The 21,573-nt window shown below is 41.5% G+C and carries 21 protein-coding genes; 6 read left to right on the top strand and 15 right to left on the bottom strand.

Annotation, left to right across the window (positions count from 1 at the left end; genetic code table 11):
* Positions 1-46: 46 nt before the first annotated feature.
* From ACWPWY_RS05055 to ACWPWY_RS05040, 4 genes are read right to left on the bottom strand one after another with little or no spacing between them, the layout of a single operon-like run.
* A complete protein-coding gene (locus ACWPWY_RS05055; protein ID WP_454190666.1) occupies positions 47-562 on the bottom strand; it encodes a WXG100 family type VII secretion target in 516 nt (171 codons plus the stop codon).
* Positions 563-568: 6 nt separating this feature from the next.
* The gene (locus ACWPWY_RS05050; protein ID WP_454190665.1) at positions 569-1,396 is read right to left on the bottom strand and encodes a hypothetical protein; all 828 of its coding nucleotides are present in this window, start codon (positions 1,394-1,396) and stop codon (positions 569-571) included.
* A 16-nt stretch (positions 1,397-1,412) separates the two neighbouring features.
* Complete coding sequence (essC, locus tag ACWPWY_RS05045; RefSeq protein WP_454190664.1) at positions 1,413-5,402, bottom strand: type VII secretion protein EssC; 3,990 nt, start codon at positions 5,400-5,402, stop codon at positions 1,413-1,415.
* Between the two features lie 17 nt (positions 5,403-5,419).
* Positions 5,420-5,770 (bottom strand): hypothetical protein, encoded by a 351-nt coding sequence (locus tag ACWPWY_RS05040; RefSeq protein WP_374705804.1) that lies wholly within the window; start codon positions 5,768-5,770, stop codon positions 5,420-5,422.
* Positions 5,771-6,140: 370 nt separating this feature from the next.
* On the opposite strand from ACWPWY_RS05040, the gene ACWPWY_RS05035 reads away from it, so the two are divergent.
* On the top strand, positions 6,141-6,380 hold the full coding sequence (locus ACWPWY_RS05035) for a hypothetical protein (RefSeq protein ID WP_454190663.1): 240 nt from the start codon (positions 6,141-6,143) through the stop codon (positions 6,378-6,380).
* Positions 6,381-6,470: 90 nt separating this feature from the next.
* Here the strand turns inward: ACWPWY_RS05035 and ACWPWY_RS05030 are convergent, their stop codons facing one another.
* The 6 genes from ACWPWY_RS05030 to ACWPWY_RS05005 form a co-directional block, all read right to left on the bottom strand.
* A complete protein-coding gene (locus ACWPWY_RS05030) occupies positions 6,471-6,641 on the bottom strand; it encodes a hypothetical protein (protein ID WP_454190662.1) in 171 nt (56 codons plus the stop codon).
* A 126-nt stretch (positions 6,642-6,767) separates the two neighbouring features.
* Complete coding sequence (locus ACWPWY_RS05025) at positions 6,768-7,295, bottom strand: N-acetyltransferase family protein (RefSeq protein WP_454190661.1); 528 nt, start codon at positions 7,293-7,295, stop codon at positions 6,768-6,770.
* Positions 7,296-7,346: 51 nt separating this feature from the next.
* On the bottom strand, positions 7,347-8,375 hold the full coding sequence (locus ACWPWY_RS05020) for a hypothetical protein (protein ID WP_454190660.1): 1,029 nt from the start codon (positions 8,373-8,375) through the stop codon (positions 7,347-7,349).
* Positions 8,339-8,947, bottom strand: a complete 609-nt coding sequence (locus ACWPWY_RS05015) for an RNA polymerase sigma factor (protein WP_454190659.1) — start codon at positions 8,945-8,947, stop codon at positions 8,339-8,341. The genes ACWPWY_RS05020 and ACWPWY_RS05015 overlap by 37 nt, the downstream gene beginning before the upstream one ends.
* A gap of 826 nt (positions 8,948-9,773) precedes the next feature.
* A complete protein-coding gene (locus ACWPWY_RS05010; protein ID WP_454190658.1) occupies positions 9,774-10,112 on the bottom strand; it encodes a L,D-transpeptidase in 339 nt (112 codons plus the stop codon).
* A 107-nt stretch (positions 10,113-10,219) separates the two neighbouring features.
* Positions 10,220-10,813, bottom strand: a complete 594-nt coding sequence (locus ACWPWY_RS05005) for a DUF2087 domain-containing protein (RefSeq protein ID WP_454190657.1) — start codon at positions 10,811-10,813, stop codon at positions 10,220-10,222.
* Between the two features lie 192 nt (positions 10,814-11,005).
* On the opposite strand from ACWPWY_RS05005, the gene ACWPWY_RS05000 reads away from it, so the two are divergent.
* From ACWPWY_RS05000 to ACWPWY_RS04990, 3 genes are all read left to right on the top strand, one after another.
* A complete protein-coding gene (locus ACWPWY_RS05000) occupies positions 11,006-12,007 on the top strand; it encodes a YpdA family putative bacillithiol disulfide reductase (RefSeq protein ID WP_454190656.1) in 1,002 nt (333 codons plus the stop codon).
* Positions 12,008-12,012: 5 nt separating this feature from the next.
* On the top strand, positions 12,013-12,456 hold the full coding sequence (locus tag ACWPWY_RS04995) for a DUF441 domain-containing protein (protein ID WP_454192800.1): 444 nt from the start codon (positions 12,013-12,015) through the stop codon (positions 12,454-12,456).
* Between the two features lie 153 nt (positions 12,457-12,609).
* Positions 12,610-13,122, top strand: coding sequence for an ADP-heptose synthase (locus tag ACWPWY_RS04990; protein WP_454190655.1), 513 nt, complete (start codon positions 12,610-12,612; stop codon positions 13,120-13,122).
* Between the two features lie 71 nt (positions 13,123-13,193).
* Here the strand turns inward: ACWPWY_RS04990 and ACWPWY_RS04985 are convergent, their stop codons facing one another.
* The gene (locus tag ACWPWY_RS04985; RefSeq protein WP_454190654.1) at positions 13,194-13,634 is read right to left on the bottom strand and encodes an NUDIX domain-containing protein; all 441 of its coding nucleotides are present in this window, start codon (positions 13,632-13,634) and stop codon (positions 13,194-13,196) included.
* A 54-nt stretch (positions 13,635-13,688) separates the two neighbouring features.
* The gene (locus tag ACWPWY_RS04980; RefSeq protein ID WP_454190653.1) at positions 13,689-13,982 is read right to left on the bottom strand and encodes a HesB/YadR/YfhF family protein; all 294 of its coding nucleotides are present in this window, start codon (positions 13,980-13,982) and stop codon (positions 13,689-13,691) included.
* A gap of 540 nt (positions 13,983-14,522) precedes the next feature.
* Here ACWPWY_RS04980 and ACWPWY_RS04975 point away from each other — a divergent pair.
* The gene (locus ACWPWY_RS04975; RefSeq protein ID WP_454192799.1) at positions 14,523-16,268 is read left to right on the top strand and encodes an ABC transporter ATP-binding protein; all 1,746 of its coding nucleotides are present in this window, start codon (positions 14,523-14,525) and stop codon (positions 16,266-16,268) included.
* A 15-nt stretch (positions 16,269-16,283) separates the two neighbouring features.
* Positions 16,284-18,365: an ABC transporter ATP-binding protein gene (locus ACWPWY_RS04970; RefSeq protein WP_454190652.1), complete on the top strand. Its 2,082-nt coding sequence runs from the start codon at positions 16,284-16,286 to the stop codon at positions 18,363-18,365.
* Positions 18,366-18,466: 101 nt separating this feature from the next.
* Here the strand turns inward: ACWPWY_RS04970 and ACWPWY_RS04965 are convergent, their stop codons facing one another.
* The 3 genes from ACWPWY_RS04965 to ACWPWY_RS04955 are packed head-to-tail and all read right to left on the bottom strand — an operon-like array spanning position 18,467 to position 21,211.
* Positions 18,467-18,991, bottom strand: coding sequence for a hypothetical protein (locus tag ACWPWY_RS04965; protein ID WP_454190651.1), 525 nt, complete (start codon positions 18,989-18,991; stop codon positions 18,467-18,469).
* 58 nt (positions 18,992-19,049) lie between these two features.
* Positions 19,050-20,840 carry a sensor histidine kinase gene (locus ACWPWY_RS04960; RefSeq protein WP_454190650.1) on the bottom strand — a complete coding sequence of 597 codons (1,791 nt, stop codon included), beginning with the start codon at positions 20,838-20,840 and terminating at the stop codon, positions 19,050-19,052.
* Between the two features lie 20 nt (positions 20,841-20,860).
* On the bottom strand, positions 20,861-21,211 hold the full coding sequence (locus tag ACWPWY_RS04955; RefSeq protein WP_454192798.1) for a helix-turn-helix transcriptional regulator: 351 nt from the start codon (positions 21,209-21,211) through the stop codon (positions 20,861-20,863).
* Positions 21,212-21,573 lie beyond the last annotated feature (362 nt).

Here is a 21,573-nt window from a genome sequence, read left to right as displayed (position 1 = left end):
GCAAATAGGAAGCGAATCGCAGCGAATAAAAGTTTGTTAGATTCTATTAACCCGCCTTTCCTCCTATAACTGGGTCCTTGAAAATCCAACCTCTTGGATTTGTTTCAGAAGCTTGGAGGAGCACTCCTAACCCATTTCCTTCATCAGAACTACCCGATGGATGAATTGCCATTAAAGCTGATTTCGGATTAGATACCGCAAACGATGTCAGCTCGTTATTTCTTAAAGAAGTAATCTGTTGAGATTGCAGCATGCGCATTGGTGAGACGTTAGAATAATCAATATAAGATAAAACGGTATGATAATCTTCGTCTGCACGAGTAAAATCTTCTGCCTTCCGCGACAACTCGGAGCTAAATCTCTCAAGCTCTGTTTCGATATATGAAGCCAGCTGCTTTGATCTCATCCATTCATAAACGATACCTTCATGAACAGCTGTATCTCCCTCGATAGTACTGAGAGCTCTCTCCAAAACAACAATAGTTTGCTGAATTTGCTCCGCCGCGAGCTTCAATTGACTGCTAAGCGTTCGAAGCACATTCGGTTCCACACGAATGCGCATAATGCATCACCTTTCTTCTTGATCTAGAGGCTGATTCAGCCAATCGAAAAGCATTTCCTTAAACTGCTCTTTCGTTGCCGGAGAAGCAACGAGCCAATCCCCTTTACCCATCGTACTCATGCGTAACAACCAATTAACGGAAGGACCAGATATAAACGCAGCAGATTGAGATTCCCACTCCTGTCCGTTCCAGACAAGCAGCTGAAGTTCCCCTTCTGTCTGCTTTTCTATAATTGTTTTAGCAAGTGCGTGAGCTCCCTGCCTGTCATGACAATCTTCTGCAAGAGCTTGACTCAAAGAGTCCAATTCTTGGTATTGCTTTATATTCTCATAAAACTTTTTCTTTGAAAACATTAGTGCAGGAATATTTTCACTGATTTTCTCTTGACTCCATTTTATTTTATCGACAACAGCTTCACATGCCTGTTCTACGTTACCAAGATCGGATAATTGGTAGGTTACCTGCTCTTCATGTACCGGGGTCACTTCCACTACGCGCTCATTTGTGCAGTGCAGATACCCTTCATAACTACTACCTTTATCTTCATATTGAAAACGGAATGCTCTCGAGGATAATCCTGCAATGGCAACTCTTGAGAACACGGTCGGTGTCATCGTGATATCACTGGAGCCTTCATCTTGAATCAAGTAACCTTTTTGCAACAATGCTTCCTTAACTTTATCCCATTCCTTAACAATATCTTCTGTTAAATAACCAAGAAAAGGATCATCAATGCCAAGCAATCGGTCAGATCCTAAGATTCCGGCCAGAAAAAACAGTTCTGTTCGTTCCAATGTTACTACCTTCTGTTTGGAATGATGAACCGTCAACATTATGAGCCACCTCCCTTCAAACTACAACATGCCATCGGTCACGAATTTTTTTAATCCATTCAGCACATTCTTTGGTGTTATTCCATGGCAGAGCAGCTTTAATCCTAGAAAACCTTCGTTTTACATAGTACCCTTGGCCCGGCGGAAGGACTTTTAGACCATTCGATGCCGCACTCGATTCTGAATAAGGTATACGGAAGGAGGATAAATCATTAGGGTCAAGCGTACCAAATAATAATCCACTCTGCGATGCTTTTACATCCGTCACCCAATCAGCTCCAAAGGTTGGAAAGTCAGAGGCTACACCAGCCAACACTACATGTACACCTCGGTCTCTTCCCTGTCTTACAATCACACCAAGCTGATCTTTCATTGTGAAATCATTCATCTGTTTTGCTAAAGTATCTGCATCATCAATGAACAAAACAATCTCAGGTCCACAAGTATCTGAAGATAGTTTCATTACTCTCTCATATACTTCTTGAATAAGTGGAGCAAGTTCCTCTTCCCGGGCCGCGTGTTTATAAACATGCGGTAGATCTTTTAGTTGACCTAGTCCGTGCTCTCCATACCTCGTATCAATCGTATACATATTTAACTGTTCAGGCGAATGATGATAGGCAAGAGATAACATCCAAGTCATTAAAAAGCTGGATTTACCGCCTTCCATAGGACTTGCCACCATAAAGTGTGGTCCTTCTCTAAGGCTTATATGAAACAGGGAAAGATCGTCTGTCATAAGTCCCACAGGGACTTTATAAATAGTCGCTTCCTCTTGCAGTCTATCCTCTACAGAAAGAAGCTCCGATAGTGTAACTACATCAGGCAACGGTTCGATTTGTGGAACTTCAGTTCCCGAATACTGATAATTGATTTTTTGAATACGCATTTTCAGCTGTTCTGCCCGCTCTGATTCCTCTCTTCCTGTAACAGGAAGAGCTACTTGAAATTCTAACGGCGGGGTCTGCCCTTTAACGAGTGCTCTGCCTGGCGGATAACCATTCGGTACCCGAGAAGGTCTTCCAACTGCATAATAATAATCACTTGGATCTGCCATTTCAAAAGAAATGGCATTCGAAATATTGCTTCTTACTTTTTCAAAAATGTCTGTGATCCGATTGGCCGTAATTACGAATGTAATGCCCAGGCTTGCACCTTCTCTTAGCAGAATCTCAAGCTGTTCATTCTCATCGGGATAGGAATTACGGAAAGATAAATATCCATCAATAACAACAACAACTTGTGGAATTCTTTGTCCCGTCCCTCTGCGGAAAGCAGAGATCGTTTTGACACCAGCATCTGCTATCATTTCTCTTCTTTGCATGAATACTTTGGACAAGTAACGGAATAAACGTTTAATCCGATCATCATCCTCTGCAGTCATCACACCGCCGATCTGAGGTAAATTTTTGAACTCTCTCATCATGCGGCCCATGTCGATGACATATCCATGCCATGGACTGTCGTTAGCCTCGGCAAGTGACATCAAGAGAGTTTGAATAAACGTCGTTTTTCCAAGACCCGGCATACCGTAAATCGCATAATGTCCAGAATGAAGTGAGATTCGCAGCGGTACCTGTTTTTGATTCGGCAGATCATCGAGTAATCCTACGACCGGTTCCCAGGACATTCCTTCGTCTGTCTCATCCGAAGTCATTGATTTTTGAGATGTAATCTCATCAAGCTCGATCAATTCAGGCAAAGGAGGGAGCCAGGGCCCCAGTAACCTTTTGATTCCTTGCTTTTCAGCAATCTCTGCAATGTAATCTATAAATACCTGAAGCTGTTTAGAAGAACCTTCAGATTTCATCATCGTTACGCGTTCTCCCGTTAGCAAAGGTTCCCTTTTGCCGTTCAGTCTCACTTCCATCAGCGGAAGGGACGAAGCACTATCTTCCTCACTCGATGTATACGGGGCTCCACTCCAAGCAAACTGCATCTCCTCAAATACTTCATCACTACCGACCTGAAAATAGCCGCGCCCGGGCTTTGTAATCCAGGCTGCGTTCGGTATTTTTATCATATCCCGGCTATCGCCTTCACTTTGTACTCGCAGACAAATGCGGAATCTTGAGTTACTCCATATTTTATCATCGACGACACCTGCTGGTTTCTGAGTAGCAAGGATTAGATGGACGCCCAAAGTTCTGCCAATCGCAGCAATACTAATTAGTTCATCCATAAATTCAGGCTGTTCTCTCTTCAGCTGAGCAAATTCATCAATAATAATGACTAGATGCGGCAGGGGCTCTGCCTCGTGCGAACCAAGCCATTTATAATACTCATCAATATGTTGTAAATTCCCTGCATCATTAAGAAGCTTTTGTCTCCGAACAAGTTCTGCTCGCAGTGAAATTTTAGCTCTTTCAATTAACGATTGATCAAGATTCGTAATGGTACCTAGCACATGTGGCAAGTCATTGAATGTGTTAGACATTCCTCCGCCTTTATAGTCGATCAGCATAAATGCCAAATCATGCGGATGAAACTCAGATGCGAGCGAAGCTACGATCGATTGAATAACTTCACTCTTCCCTGAGCCAGTTGTTCCTGCGATCAGTCCGTGAGGTCCATGGCCTTGTCTCTCTATTTTATCATGCAAATTAATATATACGCGTTTCCCGCCTGCTCGCACTCCCATAGGAACAGGCAGCGTATTTGGATGACGATTATCAGTCCATCTAGATTCCACATTCAACTGCTCGACTCTCGAAACATCCAGCATATCAAACAGGGGAAGCAGCGGCGGAATATCAGAGGCGGATGAACGTTTCAATCGAAGCGGCGCTAAGTGCCTTGCACTAATCTCTGCTTCTTCTCTCGTCATTCGATCAGGAACAAAAGATTGATGAATGACGTCTGCCTGCTCTGTTTTTTTAGAATAACTGCCTTCTTTTTTCCCTGCTTCAACCACAAGCTGGCAATGCATTGGCAGGTATTCTTTACGTGAGGCAAGAATGATAGTACATGTAGTGACCGCCTCAGCATCTTCTAGAATAAGAGGAAGTAAAGGTTCCTCTTCTATGATGTCTCTTTCTGACAGCAACACCACATAGCAAGGAAGATCTGGACTTTTCTTTCCTCTTTCTTTTCGAGTCATTTTACGGCGGTGAAGTAACGTATATAGATGGTCAGCTAACTGATGTACGCCGCTGTGCCTGTCAGCCATATACCTTTGATCACGTTCATCATCCCAAAAATGAGGGAACCATCGCATCCATTCCCATTCATCTGCCTCTTTGTCTTCATAAAAAGCGGCAAGCTTCATTTCATCAGGAGAGTGCCTCGTGGTCAGCTGCGTAACAATGACCCGAAGCATAGACAACACATCTTCTCGTTCGCCGACGATTCCTACCACTTTTGATTCATAGATAGGAAGAACAATGGATGCGTCTTTTACCATACGGAAATCTTCTGCCAGTTCATGTGCTGCCTCAATCAACGGTTCTTTCTCATATCCATCTTGTCTAGGCGGTACTACAGAAATACGAAACGGAACCTCTCCGGTCCCTGCACGTACTTGTAAGAAATCATTATCCTCAGGAGACCGTTCCCATAGGGAACTGTGCTTATTCTTAACGATTTGACAGCAAACTTCAGGGTCACCATGAATCTCATGCATTACCTGTACCTGACGCTCGGCTTCCCGTGTAAGCTCATCCCGGTGTTTCTGAAGCTCAGACCTATACATCTGATCTCGCTCTTCAATCTTTCGCTTATAGTCCTTCTTATTACCTAAATATACGAAAAATGGAATCGTATAGGTCATCAGCATCATCGACATCATAACCATCTGAATTGTCATAAAACTGCTGTTACTGAGTTTCCCTGACTTACTTAAATAGAAATACAAACTAACCGTAACGGCGGTCATTACGATCGGTATAATAATAGAAATGAGAGAAAAAGTCGGTTTATTCGGTTCAACCGGAGGACGTAAAATCTCCACGGTTTCTTTTTTGAGCACTTCTTTCATACGGGGGGAACGCTGGTACAAAATATTCATGAAAGTCCCTCCTCTGGCTATGTATGAGAACCTGTTTGAAATAAAAGACGTTTGCCTATAACCGGTGCTTCTTTATCTGTTGTAGAGAACGTTTTTTGTAATCGAACATAACTTCCTTCTCGAAGCCCCGTTTCAGACAGCAACTTCGTATCCGGCAACACAAACCAATGGGAACCTGGAAATTTAGCTTCTACTATATATTGAACATGATCTTGTGGAGGCTCATTAAAAATCCGAACCGCAAGCACTGATTTCACATATTGAATGGTGCTTTCATCCGGAACTTCTAAGTCAAGCCACTCTGTCCCCTGTCTGCCTTGTACCACTGTGAGAATCATTCCATTCACACCCTTTTTGACTATGTCCATCGTCCTAAATCATATCTCACCTGTATTAACGACTAAGCTCATCCTATAATCTATCATATTTTCTTACAGAAGATACTTAATTGCAATGTTATGATTTCATTTTTAAAGCTAAATACCTAGTTTCAACAGAAGAATCTATTACTATTGACTTACTTATTTTCATTTTTTACTCTTAAAAAGAATATTTATCGACATCATTTTTAATGTTAGTACAACCGAAGTCATTAGTTGCTCACAACCAAATTGTGAACACTTTGCAAACATTGGTGTTCTTTATGTTTACATAAGGTTATTTTAAGGTAATTTTAAGCAACGGAATATAGTATTAGCAATATGAAATAACTCTAGTAATCTAGTTGAGGTGATTTCAATGAGAACATTAATCTTTTTTCAAGACAAAAAAATCCCAGTTTACTTTAACACAGAAAACAAACAACCTGTTCAAAAGACATTAAAACTTCTTAGCAGTGCTTTAGAAACAAAGATTAACCACGGAAAACGTGCATTACAGAAATGTTTAAATACGCTGATTAGTATCGAGATTGTGGGTAGTGAGGCTATTTTGCACAGCATTAGTGAGAATGACACATTGGCACTATCCCTTTATTAAGGGGTGGTGCTTTTCTGTGTGTAGAATTGAAGAATTGCTCAAAGAAAAGAGGACCTCTTCGATTAGAAGTCCTCAGGCAGTACCATTTTATTACCATACATATTCGTATGCAAATACTGATTTACGCCGACTCATCAGCTCCTCCATTTGCTCTGCCATCTCAATTCGAATCATAAACAGCTCTAGAAGATGCTCTTTGGTATGTTCTTCTTCACAGCTATTTAATTTCCTGATTATAAAACGGTCTATGGAGTTGGACATACGTGACAGCCTCCTTTTTTCATTTGGTATTTCTCAAGTGACTGCAAGAATACGTGATGTTCCGGTACATCAGGATTACCCATATATTTACATTGTTGAAACAACTATTTCACGTTTACTTTATTTTCATTTCTGTGTTGTTAAACGATCGAGATTATCCCATCCATAAGCAATTTCTCCGAGTTTTACACTGCCGATCTCTATTTCTTCACGGCCTGCAGGTACTCCTCCAAGTTTTTCATAGAAAGACCGATAGCGATTGTTCTCTAGAGCCCACAAATAGGTGGATTTATAACCTTTATCTGTTAGGAAACTTGTGATTGAAGACATAAGTTGTTCTCCAATTCCCTGTCTTTGATATTCTTTGAGCAAATAGATAGCATAGATCTCACTATCAAAAGACATGCTGTTCAGCCGATTAAGTCCACCACTTACAAAACCTACAATCTGCCCTGACTCGTTCTCAGCAACAAAAACCTCGCTGTTTGTGTTTGCCTCATCTAGCTGCTTTTCCCATATTAAAGTGCGTTTCGTAATAGATAAATTATCTAAATATGATTCTGGAACGACTCCCTTATAAGTGGTTCTCCAACTGTTCACATGAACCTCAGCAATCTGAACAGCGTCTGATTTCGTAGCAGAACGGATCTTCATCTTCTTCTCCCTTTCAAACATATGGATAGATATTTACATAACCTGAACGAACTACTGCACGAATTCCTCCGCTATTTTCAAAAATTCTTGCTTACTGAGCTTGCTTTTCTCCGTGTCACTTATGTGGTAATAAGCCCCGGACGATTCATCGATCCATTTGATCACTTGATGAGGGTTGTCTCCTTCATATTTCAAGTAAAGAATTTCTTTTCCATGTACTACGCTTTTTTCTGCAATCATTCCTGCTTCTTGCTGCACCTCTTGTTTAACTCCATCCGTAAAAGATGCCAGGACCGTCACATAGTCCTCTTTATTTTTCCCTCTCCTATAATGTAAAGAAATGGATCTTAGCTGGTCAGATTCCAGTGTCTCTATGAATAATTTTTTGTCTGAATGATCCGCCTTCGCTTCCTCCACCAATCCAGCCTGGATCTTCCAATATTTATCATTCGGAGTATCATCTGTATTATATAATTTTGGCATATCTAAATAAATTCCGCCAGATTTAAAGGAATATCCTCCCGTAATGGAACTTGGAATAGGAGTGATTGGAGAGTTTAGCTTCTTCGCTTCTAGCTCTAACATTGGCAGAGTATAGTATTCGATCTGATTTCCTTGAAAACCGAGCAATCCCCCGTTAGGACTAACTTCACTTATCAAATGATTAATCGTATCGTCTTTTATGTAGTAAGCAATATGCTGACCTGGAAGAACAGAGCGGATTGCCTGACTTACGTAGGGAAAAGATAACTTGTGCAATCGTTCTACTTTATCATTCCGATTCCAAGGAGTAGTCGTTTCAAGCAGTACTTTTCCATCCTTTGCACGAAGCTGTAAAAACTCAGAAGCAGCATAAGCGGTAAAGGAGAGGACTATTACGATCAGGAAAGCTCCAAAAGTAGAAACGAGAGTTCTAGACGCTCTCTGCCTAGGAAATACAAATTTTGTTTTTGAGCAGTAAGTAGAGACTGGCATTTGGCTGATTTGATTCATGACCTCAGAACGCACATCCACCTTATAATCTACTCTTTTTTCATAGGTTCTCAGCTTCTTTTCCAAACGGTCTGCGCGACTTTCCATTCATTCTCCTCCTCACTTTCCTCTATCCACTTCTTTAGCTTCAGCCTTGATCGACTATATTTCTTCTTTACTGATTCCATTGATTTGTTCACAATAGCAGAAATCTCATTAAAACTTTTTTCTTCAAAAATATGCAGAATGACGATGTTCCTTTCATCAGCAGATAGTCTCTGAAGCGCCTTCTCCAGCGGTTCACTGAATATCCATTTCTCTAGCTCCTGCTCAGGACCGTCCGATAGATGTTTCTCACTTCTAAACAAAGGTGCGATCCGGTGTAGAAAACGTACTCTTCTGATGACATTCAAACAGTGATGATAGGCAACCATGTATAACCAAGACTGAAAGTGTGCTTCATCACGATAGTCTTTCAGATTCTGATATGCTTTCATTAAAATCTCTTGAACAGCATCCTCCGCATCTTCCCGGTTTCCGAGTAATCGCCAGCAATACATAAATATTTTCTGTTGATAGATTTCTACAATCAATAGATAAGCTTCGCTATCTCCTTCTCGTACTCGGTTAATTGCATGAAGCACTTGATGGTTTGCAGGATGTTCACGGTATTCATCCATATTCCCCCTCCTTTCAAGCTCTACTATTTCACTCTTATAAAGGTAAAACACATGAGCCCACAAAAAAGGGACAATTCCAAAATAAAAGTGAACCCACACTTTTATTCAGGACTTCAATTATCACTATCATTCCGAGATCATAGCGCTTTTGGCTTTGGCTGGACGTTTACTTCTTCAAGTATACTTACGTCCAGACAAAACAAGCGGAGTATGAGCGCGGAAGGAACGTTTCCCGACGCCACTACAGTAACGTTGGCACGGTTTACCCGTTCTCCCTCACCTTCACAGCTCCATTGCGGTTCACCCACTATAGTACTCACATAACAAATAAGAGGCAGCTAATTACTAGCCTGCCTCCCCTCTTTCTTCTATGACTCGCTGTTTACCCCAAGGAAAACAGCGACGTCCTTACCCCTCCCTCACCTGGGGAGGAAGCTTTGCCCGGTTTCATCCCACAACGTGACTCAGGGAATAAGATCATTCCGACATCATAGCGACTTTTGGCTTTGGCTGGACCCTTACTTCTGCGAATCTACTTACGTCCAGCCAAAACAAGTGGAGCATGAGCACGAAAGGAGCCTTTCCCGACACTACTACAGTAACGATGAGCACGATATATCCGTTCTCCCACGGCTTCCACAGCCAGCTTCATCCCACAACGTGACTCCAGGGAATAAGGTCATTCCGAGATCATAGCGACTTTTGGCTTTGGCTGGACATTACTTCTTCGAGTCTACTTACGTCCAGCCAAAACAAGTGGAGCATGAGCACGGAAAGACCGTTTCCCGACACCACTACAGTACGCCACTTACGCCTACAGCGACCTTCATGAACGGATAGTAACTCTCGTGCCTACAGATACCTTGCTGGCGAGATCAAGTACATCGTCGTTATACATACGGATGCATCCATGAGATACATTTTGTCCAATCGAAGACGGGTTATTTGTCCCGTGAATACCATAATGAGCTTTCGATAAACCAAGCCAATATGCACCAAATGGGCCGCCAGGATTTGCCTGTCTATTCACAATTGTAAACTCACCGATGGGCGTTTGTGTAACCATCGCTCCAATTGCTACTGGATACGCTCTCACTACAACATCATTATCCAACAGATAAAGCATGTGATCACTTAGATCCACAATGATACGATAATTTGGCATGTGCAACTCCTCCTGCCCTTATCGTATGCAGAACGTAGATAGCCGTTGCCGCTACCATCATCTTATAGCAATAAAAAATCATCCTCAGGATCTATTTGTGAAAACATTTATTTTACTTGGTCCCACCGAGTCCACATTTCAACCGGATTTACTTCATAGATCCCATCTTCCCGGTACATAAACTGGTGCATAATAAATTCCCGGCGCAAGGTCGCGAAATCTTCATGAAACTTCTTGATAAACTCATTCATTTCTTTTTCTTCATATTCCTTCCCTTGATCAAGCTGTTCCACCATATGCTGAAGTACAATCAGTTTCTTCTTATACTGGGCGGGAATCGATCTAAGCTTACCGTCTTTACTGAAAAAATTACGCATTACCGAATCCTTTAACTTCTGGCTCTGGTCCATTTCTTCCATTTCATTCTCTCCTTTGAAAATAAAGTGTAAGGATGCTTCGGCATGCTGCTGAATGAAGTAAGGATACAAGCTGAAATAAATTGTATTCTTATCTCGCCGTTCTTTAATAAGGCCTGCTCTTCTTAACTTCGCTGCGTGATGTGTAACGGTAGGCTGTGACAAGTTAAGTCGCTTCGCAAGCTGTTGCCCGTTCATTTCCCCATGAGATAAAAGTAATAAGATACGCATTCTTGTCGGATCAGCGAGTGCCTTGTGATAGTTCACAATTTTATCGAGCTGCAATAGAATCCCTCCTTCCTCATTCACTATTTAGTAACTTATCTAATTAGATGGTAATCTAACTTCAAATTATTGTCAATTCCTATTCCTTACACCTGTTTACTGGCAATCAATTGATGAATACGATACGATAATAATACTTATGTTTATCCATGAAGTATGAAGGGATAATGATTAAAGGAGGAAATAAGCCTTATGAAGAAAGATGTCATCATTATTGGAGGAGGCCCCTGCGGTCTTTCTGCTGCAATTGAATGTAAAAAGCTTGGCCTATCTGCACACATCATTGAGAAATATAATGTCGTTCAGTCGATCTACCTGTATCCAACAAATATGCAATTTTTTAGTACCGCAGAGTTGCTTGAAATCGGAAATGTACCCTTCAGTTCGCCTAATGACAAACCCTATCGCTATGAAGCACTTGCCTATTATCGTAAAGTTGCTTCGCATTATGATTTAGAAATGTCTTTGTATGAAGAAGCTTATGCCATTGAACCTTCTGCTGAGGGAGGGTTTCGCGTCAAAACGAAGAATCGCAAAGATGAAACCGCAATATATGAGGCACAACATGTGGTTGTTGCCACGGGATATTTTGATCATCCTAATTACCTCGGTATTCCGGGAGAAGAAATGGATAAAGTAACACATTACTTCCGAGAAGCACATCCTTATGCACGTACAAAAGTTACAATCATTGGGGGTAGCAATTCAGCCGTTGATGCCGCCCTTGAACTTGCCCGAGTGGATGCAGATATTGATATGGTCTACCGCGGAAACAGTATATCCGAGCATATCAAACCATGGGTACGTCCTATTTTTGAAGGGATGGTAGCTAAAGGAAAAATAAAACTGCAGCTTTCTTCACGAGTTACCGAAATTCATGAAAACCATGTGGTGGTTACTCCGAACGAAGGCATTCCTTTCGAGCTTGCCAATGATTTTGTACTTGCCATGACAGGATTTCGTCCCGATCGCAAGTTACTTACCTCTATAGGTGTTACCATGTCCGATGATATGGACAAACCTCTCTTTAACCCGGAAACAATGGAAAGCAGTGTTCCTGGAATATACATAGCGGGCGTTATTGCTTCGGGACGCAATGCCAATGAAGTATTTATCGAATCTGGAAGATGGCATGGTAAGCTCATCGCGGAACATATTAAATCCAAAGCTGCCGATGCGGTTAAGGAAGGATGAAAACAATGGATGTCACTTCCCTTTTGCTGCTAGCTTTTGCAGCTCTCGGGATTATCAGCAGTAATACCCCCATTACAATTGCCGTGGTTGTTCTTCTGCTGATCCGGGTATCCGGTATGCAGCAGGCTTTTCCCTGGCTCGAGAAGTACGGTCTGACCATTGGTATTATCATACTTACGATTGGCGTCATGGCTCCTCTTGCCAGCGGGAAGATCAGCCTGGATACGCTCGGCTCTTCTTTTCTGAACTGGAAGTCACTTCTTGCCATTGCCATTGGTATGCTAGTAGCATACCTTGGCGGTCGCGGCGCCAGTTTAATGAGCGGACAACCTACCGTCGTGGCTGGACTTCTTATTGGAACCGTTCTTGGTGTCGCTCTATTTAAAGGCGTCCCTGTTGGTCCGCTCATTGCTGCGGGTATCTTATCCTTACTGATTGGTAAATCCTAATACTTTATCAAAAGACCATCACTTTTCAACCAAAGTGATGGTCTTTTGTGTGCCGCCTGTTCTTAAACTATATAGCTAAAGTGATATATGTTATACTCATATCAATTGACAAAAATAAGAAAAATACATCGCAGCAGCAGGAGGATTACCCCAATGCCACGAACACTGGTTACGGAAGCCGTGATGATCGCAATATATGGTCAGTTACTGGCGCCAACAGCGCCTATTGAATATCTGTTACCTTATACCACGGTGGTGGAATTATACGAATTACAATCCAGTCTCGATCCGCTTATGGAATCGAAACACGAGGATCAGCACGTGAAGAAAAAAATAAGTCAGCTGCTCCAGTACTTTGAAGAACCGCTCAATCAAAAAAAAATACGGAGAACCCTTCAGATCCCTTGGGCGCAAAGCTCACCTATACTGCTCAGTGATCTGATTTCTATACGTATCGTGAACGCACTCGATACGGCAGTGTTTGGTGAGTCATTTGATCCAATTGAGACAGAACTGCTGCTTACCTCTCAGCGTTTTAAGGCCCCGCTTCTAACGGATCAAGTCGAATGGATTTCTCGAATCCTTGAAGCAAAGGTTTCTGTTCAAATTTATGATATTGATGATTTTGAATATGCTGTCGAAAATAACGACTTCCCGAAATCTTGACTTTTATTTTATTAGTACACAACACAAAAACAACCTCCCCTGCTACTACAGGAGAGGTTGTTTTTGTGTGCTTATAATCGAGAAAGCATCATACTTGTAACTGGACAAAGCTCTGGAGTCTCCTCTTTTGCAAAAAAGCGCAATGGTCCTTCTTTAACTGCCCCGTAATCTAGTTCCGAAGAAAGCAGGCCTTGTGCAGAATAGACTGCAATCAGATCATACTCTTCGTCTCCAGTAGCAAAAGTTCGCTTCAGCTCAGGACCAGACAGCAGCAATTCGAGTTTCATACCCTCCGCTCTAAGTCCTGTTTCCTCCCATAACTCACGAAGCGCAGTCTCTTCCAATATCTCGCCAGGCTTCATGTTACCAAGAGGTATGCACCATAATCCATCGTCAGCACGCTGTTGAAGCAAAATTTTACCCTGTTTGTTCAAAACGACCACAGCAGCTTTCACAGTAATCAAGGATTTTTTCATTACAAATTGCGCAAGATCTCCTTTTTTGGAATTCACGAGGACCTCCCTCCTTGTCTATAAGCTACAAGCAATTAAGTGGTGACAACTTGTTTATTCTGTTTCGTATCGGTATAAGATATCATCTTCTGCTTCCACGTAGGTTACATCCAAACGGTGACCTTTTAAATACCAGTAGTCTTGCTCTTCCATAAAGAAAGTTATGCCTGAAACCTCTGTGCGTTCAATCGGATCTTCGGGTTGTTCTACAGCAATACCGAGTGAGAAGCCCGGATGAAGACCTCCGCCAGAGCTGTACCGAGCAAAAAATCGAATGGCTTCGCCATCTGATATTCCAAGCTCTTTCTTGTACCATTCTGCCGCTGCTTCCGTTACGTGTATGCTCATCGTTATGTCAACTCCTCATCGTTTGTTTTTATATTATCATATTGATTCCCTTCAAGTCATACTTAAGCCGCATGAATGAAGTATAAAATGGAGAACAATTTTTTAATTACCCAATATTTGTAATTATACAGAAAATATTTGACATATAATTTGTCAGGTGATAATATTTTTTTCAGACGATTCCTTAGCTAGAATTAATTACCAATTAGAGAAAGGGTGATTCCGATGTTTAGAATTATGGATGATTTATTTACAACCAGACAACTGAATACGGAGCAGCCCATCAATGAAATTGGAATTCATTCTGAACAGTGAAAATGTATCTCACGACTTTTACACTTACTTTTTTACATCCAATCATTAGCGGCTTCTGCTCACGCACGTGACATTTGCTACGTATGAACCTGAATATAGGAAGGCATACCGTTTAGCGAACGGTATGCCTTTTTTTGTGGTTTGTAAGATTGCGCTAGGATCTTGAATCGTATCACAAAACAGATGAAAGAAATTGAAATTTATTTTAGAAAGGATGGGATCACCTTGTTCGCAGTACTGAAAAATTTAAGCTGGTATTTTAAACAGGAGCGAAAGCGATATATCGTTGGTTTAATGCTGCTAATTCTTGTGGGCATCGCTGAACTGCTTCCACCTAGGCTGATCGGGCATGCCATTGATGATATTGTCACCGGCTCCATCACCTGGCCTTCACTTACCCGGTATATTTTACTTATTCTTGGTATTATTCTGGTCATCTACTTTATTACATACGTTTGGATGCACAAGCTATTTGGAGGTGCTAACCTCGTCGAAAAATTACTTAGATCCAGGTTTATGGGCCACTTGCTTCGCATGACTCCGCCATTCTTTGAGCGAAATCGTACTGGCGACCTGATGGCAAGGGCTACGAACGATCTACGCTCTGTTGCTCAAACCGCAGGGTTTGGAATGCTCACCTTAACAGACTCGACCGCTTACTTGACGACAGTACTTTTTGCAATGGGATTTCTGATCAGTTGGAAACTTACGCTTGCTGCAACTCTACCGCTTCCTTTTATCGCTATCGCCATGATGATTTATGGAAAAAAAGTGCATGAGCGCTACTCTCTTGCTCAAGATGCTTTTGGTGATATGAATGACCAAGTCCTTGAATCCGTGGCAGGTGTTCGTGTCATTCGGGCTTATGTACAAGAACGTCATGATGAAGAACGCTTTAATGGAATTACAGATGATGTATACCGTAAAAATTTAGCTGTAGCTAGAATGGATGCTTTATTCGAACCTACCATTCGCCTATTTGTTGGTCTCAGTTATATTATCGGACTTGGCTACGGAATCTACCTTGTTTTTCGAAATGAAATTACATTAGGAGATCTCGTATCCTTCAATATGTATCTTGGAATGATGATCTGGCCGATGTTTGCCATTGGGGAGCTGATTAATGTCATGCAGCGCGGCAGTGCCTCCCTAGACCGTGTGAACGAAACATTACATGTAGTCCCTGATGTGCAAGATCCTGCTGAACCCGTCCATGTAAATGCACCTGAACGAATTCAAATGAAAGACCTGAACTTCCGCTATCCAACTTCTACTGTCCCCAATCTGACTGACATAAACCTTGATATTCATCAAGGCCAGACTCTTGGTGTGGTTGGAAGAACAGGAAGCGGGAAATCAACCTTGCTGAAACAACTACTTCATGAATATCCCTCTGGTTCTGGAGATCTTCTAATTAACGATACCAAGATGGATGACATTTCTAAAGACCAACTTCACAGCTGGATTGGATATGTTCCTCAAGAACAGATTTTGTTCTCGAAAACAGTACGTGAGAACATCCAGTTTGGTAAACCTCATGCTAATGAAGAAATGGTTATGGATGCGATTCGCACCGCGGCGTTTGATGGAGATTTAGGTACGTTATCGGATGGACTAGAAACACTCGTTGGTGAAAAAGGAATTGCTTTATCAGGAGGCCAAAAACAACGGGTATCTCTCGCAAGAGCCTTCATTTCAGATCCCGACATTCTTATTCTCGATGATGCCTTATCCGCTGTGGATGCACGTACCGAAGCAAAGATCATAACTAATATTCGAAAACAAAGATCCGGCAAAACAACGTTCATCTCTACCCATCGTTTATCTGCGGTAGAACATGCGGACCATATTATCGTTCTAGAACAAGGGAAAATTGTGGAACAAGGTACGCATGAACAACTCCTAAACCAAGAGGGTTGGTATAAAGAACAATACGTACGTCAGCAAGTCGAATCTACTCTTACTCGTTAAGGAGGTGTCCTCTATATGAACTATACAAAAAACGTTACTAAGCGATTATTTGCCTATGCACTACAATCAAAAGGAACTTTCATTGCTGCACTTATCATGTTATCGATCGGAGTTGCTGCTGATCTGACGGCTCCGTTTATCGCAAAAAACATGATCGATAACCACGTTCTTGCGATCGAAAAACCTTACTTTGAGTCAGAGCCAAGTCAAGATGCGGTTCTATATCAAGATCAATATTACAAACGTTATGACCGCTTTCGTGAAGGAGAAATACAAGGTGAAGAGATTCGTATCTTACAAAGTGGACGCTCTTTTTATCTCATTAACGAACCCGTGACCCTAGATAGCGGGACTCGAACCTACGAAAATGGCGTACTCACAGTGACACGCGGTGAACAAAGCGCAGCTTATCAAGCAGCACCCTTATCTGTAGATGAGCTGTTCGCTTTCTATGCGCCAGAGCTTCCAGGTATTTATAAGCTAGTCGGTTTATATTTTATATTTCTACTGATAGCGATCATTATGGATTTTGGGAAAACGTACTGGTTGCAATCTTCAGCCAATAAAGTGATTCAAAGGCTCCGTACGGATGTATACGCACATATTCAAAGACTTCCGGTTCATTATTTTGATAATTTACCCGCAGGTAAAGTCGTTTCTCGAATCACGAATGATACGGAAGCAGTCAAAGATTTGTTTGTAGCTGTGCTCTCGAATTTTTTCTCAGGAATCATCACCATGATTGGGGTTTATGTCGCTCTCTTCATTCTAGATGTAAAGCTAGGACTGATCTCCCTCTTTGTTGTCCCTTTACTGGTGGTCTGGATGTTCCTTTACCGGAAAATCGCAACGAAATATAATACAATCATTCGTTCGAGACTTAGCGAAATTAATGCCATGATTAACGAATCCATTCAGGGTATGTCTATCATTCGCGTATTCCGGCGTCAGAAGAAAACAAACGAGGAGTTCGAAGCGTTAAACGAAGATTACATGAATCATCAGAACAAAATGCTCAACCTAAACGCGTTCACCACCCATAACCTTGTAAACGTCCTTCGTAACCTTGCATTTGCTATTGTTCTTCTCTATTTTGGTGCAGGTTCTATAGACGGATCAAGTCTGATCTCTCTTGGTGTACTTTACGCATTTGTTGACGTACTAAGCCGTTTATTCCAGCCAGTTACAGGTATGGTTAATCAGCTGGCTAATCTGGATTCTTCCATGGTATCTGCGGGGCGTGTCTTTGAACTCATGGATGAGACCGGCGAACAAGTAACGGACGGTTCTATGCCGAGATATCTTGGTAACGTAGAATTTAAAGAGGTTTCCTTCGCTTATAACAAAGATTATGTGCTCAAGAATATATCATTTGAAGCGAAAAAAGGTGAAACGGTCGCACTCGTAGGTCACACCGGATCAGGAAAAAGTTCAATTATTAATCTGCTGTTTCGTTTTTATGATCCACAAAAAGGCTCCATTACGATTGACGGTAAGGATGTCAAAGACATTCCAAAACAATGGATAAGAGAACATATGGGAATCGTACTACAAGATCCTTATCTTTTCACGGGCACCATTGCTTCAAATGTCAGCTTGAATGATGAAAAAATTACTCGAGACACGATTGAAAAGGCCCTTCGGGATGTGGGTGCAGAACAGTTACTCTCACATCTCCCGCAAGGTTTTGACGAACCAGTCGTAGAAAAAGGAAGCACCTTATCCGCTGGGCAGCGTCAGCTGATTTCTTTTGCAAGAGCTCTGGCTTATGATCCTGCCATCCTCATCCTGGATGAAGCAACCGCAAATATTGATACGGAAACAGAAGCCATCATCCAAAGTGCGCTGGAAGTGCTGAAAAAAGGGAGAACGACTTTCATCATTGCCCATCGTCTCTCTACTATTCGTAGTAGCGATCAAATATTAGTACTTCACCAAGGGCAAATTGCGGAGCGCGGAAACCATGATGAGCTGATGGCCCTCGGCGGACGATATTATCAGATGTATCAATTGCAACAAGGGAACCTACTAGCTGATTCCACTGCTGCAGATCAAGCGATTCATCCAGCCCTGGCGCAGACATCTTCTCCGCTTTAATTAACAACCATGCACGAACCCACAAGAAAAACATAAAAAACCCTCTTGCAAAATCGGTTTGCCTACGGAGCAATCACAATTTTGCAAGAGGGTTTTTGTTATTATTTGGAATTCCCATCCCCATCAGCCGAATAGCCGTCTTCCCATTCCTCATCGTATAACTCTTGATCCGTCTCCTCTTCGAGTTCAAGTTGATTAATCAGAACTTGTGTGTAATGCAGTAGTTTATACTCTAGCTTCTGCGCTTGGTCTTTGAATTCAATAAGCTCATCAATCATCTGAGAACGACCTTCGGGAGTGAAGGTTTCTAATATTCGTTCCTTAAAATAATCATGCACGATATAATTTCGTTTTTTCCATATATTATTTAAAAGGATACTTTCCTCTTCTGAGAAATCAAAATTATGCTGTATTTCATGAACCAGTTGACCTAATGAACTTCCTAATTTTTTATAATATAAGTTCGTAAGTTCCTCTTCCGGGCTAATCTTTCCTTGCGTCAGCTTCATTAGCACCAGCAAATTGACGAGTTGTTGTTCTAAGGCTTGTGAGTAGTATACCGCCAAACCGTAATAAGAGAACAATTCCTTGGAATGTTCACTATCCAGCAGCCGATGCTCATGCATAAGATGTCTCTCCTTTATACTTTCTTATGCCTATGTTACTAGGAAAGTTGTGGTAAAATCAACCAAAATCTGATTTCTTTGGAGAGAGACCACTCTTTTTCTGCACCGGAATGATGATTGTGATACTTGTTCCCATACCAAGCTGACTATAAATGCTTACCCCGTACTCTTCACCAAAGGACAACTGAATCCGTTCATGAACATTACATATTCCATATCCTTTTTGTTTATTTCTATCTTTTTGAAGCAAGGATTCTGCATGTTGTGGCTTCATACCAACTCCATCATCAATGATCTGAAATACGATCTTGTCTGTGAGTTGTTCACCCGTAACCCGGATATAAATTCGATCTCCACACCAAGCATGCTCTAGTGCATTCTCAATAAAAGGTTGTAAAATCAGCTTGATTGTCTCATACCCCAATATATCAGGATCAATATGAAAATCCACTTCCATACGATCACCGTACTTTACCTTCTGAATATCCAGATAGGCCTGTACCTGTTCCAGTTCTTTATAAATAGAAATGATAGTCTGACCATCATTTAAGGTCAGTCGGTAAAATTTAGCTAGATTCATGACCATTTCATGTTGCTGCTCCACTCTCCCAAACTTCGCTAGCCTGCTGATCGAAGAGAGCGTGTTATATAAAAAGTGGGGATTGATCTGGGCTTGAAGCGACTCGAGTTCAGCTTGTTTCTTTTTGAGGTTCGTTTCATATACTTCTTCAATTAAATGCTCTGTTTGCGCCCCCATTTTATTAAGCGCATCGGCAATTAATGTAAATTCATCGGTTCCTTTATAATGAATTCGTTTATGGTAATCCCCCTGCTGAAACATAACAAGTACGGAAATCAGTTTACTGAATCTTTTTGAAATATATCTGGAGAAATAGCTGGCTACCGCACTAATCAATACAACAAACAATACGCAGATAAGCAGCGTGGTCTGGGTAACTTTTTGTACTCCTTTCCCCAAAATCCCTTGAGGTACATAAGCCGTAATTGTCCAGTCAAGCTCTGGTATCTCCTCATGAATAATCAGTTCACTTGAAGCACTCTCATTACGCTTGATAGGATGACCTTCAGCATTCAGACTACTAGTAGCATACATTTTCTGGCCGTTCTGATCGACGACTTCGATCATACTTCCGGGCCCAATTTTATTATAGTCCATGCTCTCAAACAATTCAGATAGATAGATACTGCCGCGAGTAAAAGCAATTTCTTTTAAATCAAGAGGATCTAGTGTATTTACCAATCGCCGAAGCAAAGAAATTCGTCCAAACTGTTCATCATCATCCACTTGTGACCATTTCATTGTCTTGCCATACTTCTCTGGTGGGAAACTTCGATACCAATCCTCAAATTGAATCCGATGAATATGATATACATCAAAGTATTTATCTTTCATCTTTAGTAAATCCACGGGTCCTGCATCATAATATACTTCTGGTAAGTTAGGATCCCGCAGATAAATAGATAACCATAATTTTTGATTCGTTGATTCAACCGCTTGCCTAAATTTCGGAAGTAAAATGGTTGAAGTTTTCTCGTAACTGATCCAACCTTCTTCAGATCTCCTTAGACTCAGTGCAAGCGTCTCATCGTAGTAAAGCATATCTGAAATTCTTTCGGTATCCCTTAATTTATAGCTAACGTTATCTCTCATCTGAGCAAGTGTTCCTCGTAAATTGGTGATGGTTTGTGTCCGCATGGAATCGACTAGGATGGAGTTAGCGGTATAGCCCAAGATCAGAACTGGGAGGATAATTAAGACGAGATAAGAAATAAATAATTTCCAGCCAAAAGGCAAAAATTTCGCACCCTGATTCATCCGTTTGTACATGGAGCCAGCCTCATTCTTTCTTATGCTTTCCTACGATATTCAATAGGAGTCATCCCATATGTTTCTTTGAATTGTCTGCTGAAATACGGCATATATCGGTAACCGACACGATCAGCTACCTCATATACTTTGATTTTTGGATCTCGCAATAAGTCACGAGCTTTCTCCATACGCAGGGCAATAATATACTCATTATAACTTTTCCCCGTCTCTTCCTTGAAGATCGCTCCTAAGTAATTAGGAGAAAAGCACAGCTCATCAGCGACCTCGCGGAGCGTTACATTTAGATGTAAATGTTCTTCTATATAATGGATAACCTGACCGATCACCTTGGCATGTTTCTTTTGTTTGAACCTCGGATGATTCTCCATGTCGAATAGATTCAATAAATGATCTGTCAACCAGGAGAGAAGTTCACTTTTAGTTTGATGGTTTTTGATCTTCTCTACTTCAAGCTCACTAAGAGGAATAAAACCAATAGGGTAATTCAATTGAGTACTGACATAATGATCGATACGTATAAGTAAATACAGCACCATAAAATGCAGTTGAGATTTGTTGTTTTCGCCTCGAGCTACTACAAGCAACTCCTTTAGTTCTTCCTGTACCATGACTCGATCACAAGCAAGCAGACAGGAGACCAAGCAATCCAATGGTTTATCAAAAATAAGCGCCTTCGCATCAGATGTAATACGGTATAGATCTGCGTGGTGCTCGCTTTTATGAGTTGAGC

It is taken from the genome of Paenibacillus sp. Marseille-Q7038 (assembly GCF_965111595.1).
Note: the sequence above shows the minus strand (reverse complement) of the source record. Positions and strands in the feature narration are given on the sequence as shown.